Source organism: Burkholderia sp. HMSC10F09 (assembly GCF_001806955.1).
In the GTDB taxonomy this organism is placed as follows: domain Bacteria; phylum Pseudomonadota; class Gammaproteobacteria; order Burkholderiales; family Burkholderiaceae; genus Burkholderia; species Burkholderia multivorans.
The window spans coordinates 47,671-53,958 of sequence record NZ_KV786629.1; the positions used below are offsets into that span (position 1 = coordinate 47,671).

The following is a 6,288-nucleotide window of genomic DNA, read 5'->3' on the forward strand; positions in this document are numbered from 1 at the left end:
CGCGAGGATCGCGAGGTCGATCCTCGCCGCGCGATGCCGACCCGCGGTGCCCGCGCGTCACTGCTCCAGCACGGCCTGCGGCGTGTTGCGGAAGCTGATCGCCATCCGGTTGTACGTGTTCATCAGGCTCGCTGCGATCGTGAGATCGACGAGCTCGCGCTCGCTGAATACCGCACGTGCCGCTTCGAATGCGTCGTCCGGTACGCCGGTCGTCGCGACCAGCGTGACGGACTCCGCCCACGCGAGTGCCGCACGCTCACGCTCGTCGAACAGATTGCCGGCCTCTCGCCACGCCTGCACGAGCGCGAGCTTTTCGATCTTCACGCCCTTCTTCAGCAGGTCGCGCGTATGCATGTCGAGGCAGTACGCGCAGTTGTTGATCTGCGACACGCGCAGATAGACGAGATCGACGAGCACTGGCGACAGCCCGCTCTGCATCACATAACCGTAGACGCCGCCGAGCGCTTTCACTCCCGCGGGCGCAATCTGGTTGTAATCGAGACGCTTGCTCATGAGGTAACTCCTGAAAGAAGGGGATTTACTTGACCGGGGTGGTCAGGACCGTGTCGTCGCTGTCGGCGACGAATACCGCGAGCAACCGGGCCGGCCGCGATGTGCTCGCATTGCGGCTGACGCGATGCACCGCGCCCGGTGCTTCGAAGAAGCTTTCGCCGGTGTGATAGACGCGTGTCGGGCCGTCGTCGACCTGCGATTCGATGTCGCCGGACAACACGTACGCATAGATGAAAGCGGAGCCCGCATGCCGGTGCGCCGGCGATGCTGCGCCCGGCGCGTAGTCCACGACGACGGCCGTCAAGGTCTTGCCGGGAAGGTTGGGAATCGCGTGCCGGAAGTTCGGCGTGACGGTTTCACCGGTGCCGTGCGCCGCGGCAGGCACCGCGATGCCGAACGCGATGCCTGCGCATGCGGCAGTTGCAATCGACTGAATGTTCCGAATGTTCATGGTTGTCTGGCTCGTTGAGGTTCCCCATTGTCGTGTGCGAAAGGAACACGAAAAAGCACCAGGAATGAACATTTTCTTTGTACCAAGCGGCCGTCGGAGTGCAGTCGTGGCCGGTGCGTCAGCGATGCTCGCGAACCAGCGCGAGCAGGCGGCGACAATCGTCGGCAAGCGTGCTGTGGTTCAGGTTCGTCACGCCGAGCAGCAGGCCCTGCTGCCGCGCAGCGCCCATGTACCACGGCGACAGCGGGACCGGGGACAGCCCGCATGCGCGGGCACGCATCGCGATATCGACGTCCGACACGTCGGCCGGCAGCGCCGTCACCACGGCCATGCCGGCCGTCGCCTGAACCGCGATCGCAGTCGAACGCTGCTCGTTCAGACAGCGTAGCAGCGCCTCGCGATGCGCTGCGTACAGCCGCTTCATTCGGCGCAAATGCCGAAGATAGTGTCCGTCCTGGATGAACTCCGTCACTGCGTGCTGCGCGCATGCGGCCGGCGCGGGTGCGAGGCACGCTGCAACGTCGCCGAAGCGCCGCGCGATGTCCGGCGGCACGACGAGAAAGCCGAGACGCAGCGCGGGGCTCAGCGTCTTGCTGAAGCTGCCGATATGCAGCACGCGCCCGTCCTGATCGAGCGACGCAAGCGCGGGCGCCGCACGCCCGGTCAACTGAAGCTCGCTCAGATAGTCGTCTTCGACGATCCACGCGTCGTTTTGTCGTGCCCATGCAAGCAGCGCAATCCGCCGCGCCAGCGACATCGTCACGCCGAGCGGGGCCTGCTGGCCGGGCGTGACGACGGCCAGCGCCGCGTCGTTCGTATCCCGGATTCCGGCGTCTACATCGAGTCCGTCCGCGTCCACCGGCACCGCGGTGACCGTCATGCCGGCCAGACCGAGCGCCGTCCGCGTGAGCGGAAAGCCGGGGTCTTCGATCCACGCGTGTCGGCCTTCCAGTCCGAGCCCGCGGATCGCGAGGCCCAGCGCGCCCGAGAACCCCGCCGTGATGAATACCTGCGACGGACTGCAGCGAAGACCGCGCGCGACGGCGAGATAGGCGGCGATTTCCCTGCGCAGGTCCGGATCGCCGCGCGGGTCGGGGTAGCCGACCGGCGCCGCCGATGCGCGCCGCGCCGCGCGCGCCTGCACGCGCGACCAAAGCTTGAACGGAAACGCCGCCTGCGACGGCACGCCCATCTGAAACGGCAGCGGTGCGTTGCCGAATCCGGCGAACAGGTCGGGAAGGGGCGGCGCCTCCGGCGACCAGCCGCCCGCGACCGGCACCGCGGGACGCTCGGCGACGCGCGTGCCCGCGGCGCCGAGCCCGATCGCGAACTGCTCGTCGATCAGGCGCTCGTAAGCGGCGCGGACGGTGCCGCGCGACACGCCGAGCTGCGCGGCCAGATCGGACCACGATGGCAGCCGTGCGCCCGAAGCGAGCTTGCCGGACTCGATCGCATCGCGGATCGAGCCGTAGATCTGGGCGGACAGCGACGTGCGTCCGGAGCGGTCGAGGCCAATGGAGAGCGTCGTCATGGGTCGATGGTGCATTTCGATTTTTCGATCTTGGGACTGTTTGCTGCCCGGACGGAAGCGTACTTTGTCGTATCGACGCGGCCAATCGGCCGCAGCCCGAATCCGGCGACCGCCTTCGGCCGTCGGCTTCGGCGGCCTGCTCGAGCGGGCCGCATCCAATCGAGCGAACAGACGAAGGAAGATACCGTGCAGACGAATGGATCGATCGACGCCGTGATCCCCGACAGCCAGCTGGCGCGCGAGGTCACGCAACTCATCCGCGACACCGAGGGCGAATTGCTGTTCAACCACTCGGCGCGCGTATACCTGTGGGGCGCACTGCTCGGACAACGCCGGAACATCGTGTTCGATCCCGAACTGCTCTATGTTGCGTCAATGTTCCACGACATCGGGCTGACGTCCGCCTATCGCGACAGCCGGCTTCGCTTCGAAGTGGACGGCGCCAATGCGGCGCGCGATTTCCTTCGGAGCCATCGCATCTCGGACGCGGACATCGAGAAGGTGTGGACCGCTGTTGCGCTGCACACGACGCCGGGCATTCCGGAGCACATGCACGGCGAAATTGCGCTCGTGCAGGCCGGCGCGGGTATGGACGTGGCCGGACGCGGCTTCGAGCAGTTCACCGACGAGCAGCGCGCGGCGGTGGTCGCCGCGTATCCGCGCGAAGCCGATTTTGCGAACAAGATGATCGACGCGTTCTACGACGGGATGAAGCACCGTCCGGAAACGACGTTCGGCACCTTCAACGACGACTTTCTTGCACACAAGGATCCTCGGTTCGTCAGGGTGAATATGTGCAGCGTCATGCTGAATTCGCGCTGGGTGTGCGATTGCCACTGACTGCGCAGGCTCTTGCATCGGGGCCTTCCGGGGCGGTCCGCGCGGCGACGCGGCGCCAGGCCCGGCTGCCGTTGGCAAACGATGAGCGGGGCAGCTTTCGACGTCCGCCGATCGGGGCATTGCAGCGCGCCGATGCGCCGCGTCAATCCTCCTCGGCCTCGCACGGCACGCCGCAACCCGACACCCGCGCATGCGCGTCCGCAAATTCCCCGCGCACCCAGCTTTTCAATATCCCGGTCGCGTGTCGGCTCGCGGACCGCGGGCTGTAGACGAGGTCGTACTGAAAACTCTCCAGCGCGAGATCGAACGGCTGTACGAGCGTACCGTTGGCGAGTTCGTCGGCCACGAGCGTCAGGCTGATCAGGCCGACGCCCTGTCCGGCGAGCGTCGCCTGCATCGCATGAATCTCGTCGTTGAACCGCAGCCCCGCGTTCGGATCGATGGCCGACATCCTCGCCGCGTCGAGCCAGTGCGCCCACGTGATCGCGCGCGGATCGTCGCGAACGGGCGCACCCCAGTCGAAGTGAATCAACGTCGCGCGCTGCAAGTCCTGCGCGGTCGCGATCGCCAGATGCGGGCGGCACACCGGCGCGAAATGATCCTTGAACAGCAGCTCCGACACGAGCCCCGCATAGTAGCCGGGACCGTACCGGATTGACGCGTCGGCGGACCGGTCGAGATCGACGATCGCGTTGGTCGCATCGAGCCGCAGCGTCCAGTCCGGATACGCGGCGCGGAAACCGCCCGCGCGCGCGGCGAGACATTTGGCCGTGAACGCGACGGTCGAGGTCAGTGTCGCCACCTTGCCGCCGTCGAGGTTTCGCGTCGTTTCGATCGCGCGCTCGAAGCTGTCGAACCCGTCGCGCAGCGCCGGAAACAGCGCGGTGCCGCCTTCGGTCAATCGCACGCTGCGCGTGCGGCGCTCGAACAGCTTCACGCCGAGCCAGTCCTCGAGCTGGCGGATCTGGTGGCTGATCGCGGTCGGCGTGACGTTGAGCTCCTCGGCCGCGGCCTTGAAGCCGCCGCGCCGCGCCGCGGCTTCGAACGCGCGCAGCGCGCTCAGGGGAGGGAGTTTGCGCATGGATTAGAACGGCTCATCTGTCGGGTGAGAATTGACCATTTGTTGTGCGCGGGCGCTCGACCGATACTGCCGTCCCCACGATGAACCGAATCGGGAGATCCGCATGAAAATCGAGCAAGTCCACACGAATCCGGACCCTTATGCGCCGTTCCTATTATCACAGGCAATCCGTGTCGGCGACTTCGTATTCGTTTCCGGCCAGCCGGCGATCGGCGAGGATGGCGAGATCGACGGGCCGGGCGACTTCGACCGTCAGGCCGAGCGCGCGTTCGGCAATCTCGCACGCGTGCTGCAGGCGGCCGGCTCCGGCATGGATCGCGTCGTGAAGACGACCGTATTCCTGTCGTCGATGTCGTATCTCGACAAGATGGTCGATGTTCGGCGGAAATGGTTTACCGCGCCGTATCCGGCGGAGAGCCTCGTCGAGGTGTCCGCGCTGTTTTCGCCGGATGCGCTGATCGAAGTCGAAGCGATTGCGGTCGTGTCGGATTCGAGGTCGGCCGGTGAGCGAGCCGCCGTATTAGCGAGCGGCGGCAGTTGAAGCAGACGATTCGCGAACGCGACAACCGGCATCGAAGCCGATCGATGACGCATCGGCCGCGCGGTGCGCCGCGTCGACGACGACGCACCGGCGATCAAAGAAGAAGGGAGCGTGCAGCTTTCGGCGTTGCGTTAGCCGATCGGACGCAAACGCGAATGCGCGCCGCGTTCCGGCAAGCGCGCATATTTCCCCGGCAGGTGCGCGTCCGCGAACCGTTCGACACGCGTTCGCCGCACCGCCGAATGCCGACCCGCCGACCTCACTCCCGCTCGTCGACGCGGTTGTCGAGCAGCCGTTTCGGAATCGCGAGAATCAGCACGCAGCTGACGAGTAGGCACGCGCCGAGCGCATACGTGCCGTTGTTGATGTTGCCGGTCAGGTTTTTCGCGACGCTCGTAATCATCGAGCCGGTGAAACCGGACAGGTTGCCGATCGAGTTGATCAGCGCGATGCCGGCCGCGGCGGCCGTGCCGGCGAGAATCTGGCCGGGGAACGTCCAGTAGATCGGCATCAGGCCGAGGATCGCGCAGGTCGAGATCGTCAGGAACAGGATCGACAGCGGCACGTTGCTCGCGAAGAACGCGCTGAGCATCAGTCCGACGCCGCCGATGCCGGCCGGAATCGCCGCATGCAGCCGCCGCTCGCCGGTACGGCGCGAATGCGCGGCATTCCACAGCATCGCGACGACGGCGCTCAGATACGGAATCGCGGTCAGCAGCCCGATGCTCAGCGGGCTTTGCACGCCCGACGCGCGAATGATCGACGGCAACCAGAACGCGAGCCCGTAAAAGCCCGTGTTGAACGTGAGCAGAATGAACGTGAGCAGCCAGACGTGCGGATTGCGAAACGCCGCGCCGATGCTGTGCGTCTTGCGCGTGCTTTCCTGTTCGAGATTGCGCTGCAGCAGCGCCTTTTCGCTCGCGGACAGCCACTTGGCGGACGCGATGCCGTCGCCCATGAACGCGAGCACGACGAACGCGACGAGAATCGACGGAATGCCTTCGAGCAGCAGCATCCACTGCCAGCCGCCGAGGCCGAGCAGCCCGTGCGTGTTTTCCATCAGCCAGCCGGAGACGATGCCGCCGAGCGTGAGGCTCACCGGAATCGCGATCAGGAAGCCGGACATCGCGGTGCTCTGGCGGCGCGCAGGGAACCAGTAGTTCATGTAAAGGATCACGCCCGGAAAGAAACCGGCCTCGCATGCACCGAGCAGGAACCGCAGGATGTAGAACATCGTCGACGCTTCGACGTGAAAGAACCGCGCGAGCGGCGCGATGAACGCGAGCGACGACGAGACGATGCCCCACGTGATCATGATCCGCGCGATCCAG

At 66.1% G+C, this 6,288-nt stretch carries 7 protein-coding genes; 2 read left to right on the plus strand and 5 right to left on the minus strand.

From position 1 onward, the window contains the following. Positions 1–57: 57 nt before the first annotated feature. From HMPREF3115_RS09020 to HMPREF3115_RS09030, 3 genes are all read right to left on the minus strand, one after another. Positions 58–513, minus strand: a complete 456-nt coding sequence (locus tag HMPREF3115_RS09020; RefSeq protein WP_006409901.1) for a carboxymuconolactone decarboxylase family protein — start codon at positions 511–513, stop codon at positions 58–60. Positions 514–538: 25 nt separating this feature from the next. Further along, complete coding sequence (locus HMPREF3115_RS09025) at positions 539–964, minus strand: cupin domain-containing protein (protein ID WP_006409898.1); 426 nt, start codon at positions 962–964, stop codon at positions 539–541. Positions 965–1,082: 118 nt separating this feature from the next. After that, the gene (locus HMPREF3115_RS09030) at positions 1,083–2,495 is read right to left on the minus strand and encodes a MocR-like pyridoxine biosynthesis transcription factor PdxR (RefSeq protein ID WP_070554165.1); all 1,413 of its coding nucleotides are present in this window, start codon (positions 2,493–2,495) and stop codon (positions 1,083–1,085) included. 186 nt (positions 2,496–2,681) lie between these two features. On the opposite strand from HMPREF3115_RS09030, the gene HMPREF3115_RS09035 reads away from it, so the two are divergent. Continuing rightward, positions 2,682–3,335 (plus strand): HD domain-containing protein, encoded by a 654-nt coding sequence (locus HMPREF3115_RS09035; protein ID WP_006403932.1) that lies wholly within the window; start codon positions 2,682–2,684, stop codon positions 3,333–3,335. 142 nt (positions 3,336–3,477) lie between these two features. Here HMPREF3115_RS09035 and HMPREF3115_RS09040 read toward each other — a convergent pair whose 3' ends face one another. After that, positions 3,478–4,416, minus strand: coding sequence for a LysR substrate-binding domain-containing protein (locus HMPREF3115_RS09040; RefSeq protein WP_070554167.1), 939 nt, complete (start codon positions 4,414–4,416; stop codon positions 3,478–3,480). A gap of 103 nt (positions 4,417–4,519) precedes the next feature. On the opposite strand from HMPREF3115_RS09040, the gene HMPREF3115_RS09045 reads away from it, so the two are divergent. After that, a complete protein-coding gene (locus tag HMPREF3115_RS09045) occupies positions 4,520–4,957 on the plus strand; it encodes a RidA family protein (RefSeq protein WP_070554169.1) in 438 nt (145 codons plus the stop codon). 259 nt (positions 4,958–5,216) lie between these two features. Here the strand turns inward: HMPREF3115_RS09045 and HMPREF3115_RS09050 are convergent. Then, the coding region (locus tag HMPREF3115_RS09050) for an MFS transporter (protein ID WP_256276109.1) at positions 5,217–6,288 on the minus strand (1,072 nt) is incomplete at its 5' end.

Bases quoted from the DNA above. Each gene is read 5' to 3' on its own strand.
- HMPREF3115_RS09020 (WP_006409901.1), bottom strand. From the start codon at position 513: ATGAGCAAGCGTCTCGATTACAACCAGATTGCGCCCGCGGGAGTGAAA.
- HMPREF3115_RS09025 (WP_006409898.1), bottom strand. From the start codon at position 964: ATGAACATTCGGAACATTCAGTCGATTGCAACTGCCGCATGCGCAGGC.
- HMPREF3115_RS09030 (WP_070554165.1), bottom strand. From the start codon at position 2,495: ATGACGACGCTCTCCATTGGCCTCGACCGCTCCGGACGCACGTCGCTG.
- HMPREF3115_RS09040 (WP_070554167.1), bottom strand. From the start codon at position 4,416: ATGCGCAAACTCCCTCCCCTGAGCGCGCTGCGCGCGTTCGAAGCCGCG.
- HMPREF3115_RS09045 (WP_070554169.1), top strand. From the start codon at position 4,520: ATGAAAATCGAGCAAGTCCACACGAATCCGGACCCTTATGCGCCGTTC.